Source organism: Rhizobium giardinii bv. giardinii H152, from assembly GCF_000379605.1.
In the GTDB taxonomy this organism is placed as follows: Bacteria; Pseudomonadota; Alphaproteobacteria; order Rhizobiales; family Rhizobiaceae; genus Pararhizobium; species Pararhizobium giardinii.
In genome coordinates this window covers 1-1,190 of sequence record NZ_KB902636.1, presented here as the reverse complement: position 1 = coordinate 1,190, position 1,190 = coordinate 1, and the positions used below count along the sequence as shown (strand labels likewise).

Annotated in this window: 2 protein-coding genes; both read left to right on the top strand. The window is 60.7% G+C overall.

Annotated elements, in window-relative coordinates:
* On the top strand, window positions 1-450 hold a 450-nt coding region (locus A3AY_RS0112780), incomplete at its 5' end, for an NAD(P)-dependent oxidoreductase (protein ID WP_018326059.1).
* Window positions 447-1,190 (top strand): Gfo/Idh/MocA family protein (locus A3AY_RS0112775; protein WP_018326058.1); only part of this gene is annotated, 744 nt, incomplete at its 3' end. The genes A3AY_RS0112780 and A3AY_RS0112775, both read left to right, overlap by 4 nt.

The window sequence follows — 1,190 nt, the reverse complement described above, 5'->3', positions numbered from 1 at the left end:
GATCCGTTTCTGGAGACGAAGGGCTGGCCGGACGGCAACGTGAAGCCAGCCCCGGATCTGAACGAGGCGCTGGCCTGGGCGGACGTGATCTCGGTGCACGCGCCGAAAGGCGACAGGCCATTGATCGGCTCGGCGGAAATCGCTCTGATGAAGCGCGAGGCAATCCTGATCAACACGGCGCGCGGCGGGGTGATCGAGGAAAGCGCACTGGCCGCGGCGCTGGCCGAGGGCCAAATCGGCGCATTGGGCACCGATGTGTTCGATGAAGAACCACCCTGCCGAACTCATCCGTTGGTAAGGCTCGAACAGGTGGTGCTCACGCCCCATATCGCCGGCCTGACGATCCAAGCCGCCGAACGCATGGCGATTTCCTCGGTGCAGAACATCATCGACTATTTTGCCGGGACACTGTCGCCGGAATTCATCGTGAACAAGGACGATCTTCAATGACCAAACCCACCCTCAAGATCGGCCTGATCGGCACCGGCTTCATGGGCAAGACTCATGTGTTCGGGTTTGCCTCGGCCCCACGCGTCTTCGAACTGCCCTATGACCTTGAACTCCACACGGTCGCCGACATCACCCATGAAGCTGCCACCAGTGCTGCCCGCGCGCTGGGCTTTGCCAATTCCACCGCGAATTGGCGTGATATCATCGCCAATCCTGAAATAGACGTGGTCGATATCACCGCACCGAATGCACTGCACAAGGAAATGGCGCTCGCCGCCATTGCGGCAGGCAAACACGTCTATTGCGAAAAGCCACTGGCGCCGCTCGCCTCTGATGCAAGGGAAATGACCAATGCCGCCGAGGCCAAGGGCATCAGGACGCAGGTCGGCTTCAACTATCTCTGCAACCCGATGCTTAGCCTTGCGCGCGAGATGATCGCCGCAGGCGAGCTTGGCGAAATTCGCGGGTATCGCGGTCTGCATTGCGAGGACTACATGGCCGATGCCAATGGCAACTACACCTTCCGGCATGACCCAGTGGGCGGGGGAGCACTTGCTGATATCGGTTCTCATGCTCTAGCCACTGCCGAGTATCTCTGCGGCCCGATCACCCGCGTTATGGGCGATTGCGTGACTGTTATCTCCGATCGCCCGGATGGCCGGGGCGGCCGCAAGGTAGTGACGGTAGATGATGTCGGCCGCGCCTTCCTGCGTTTTGAGAACGGTGCGACCGGTTCAATC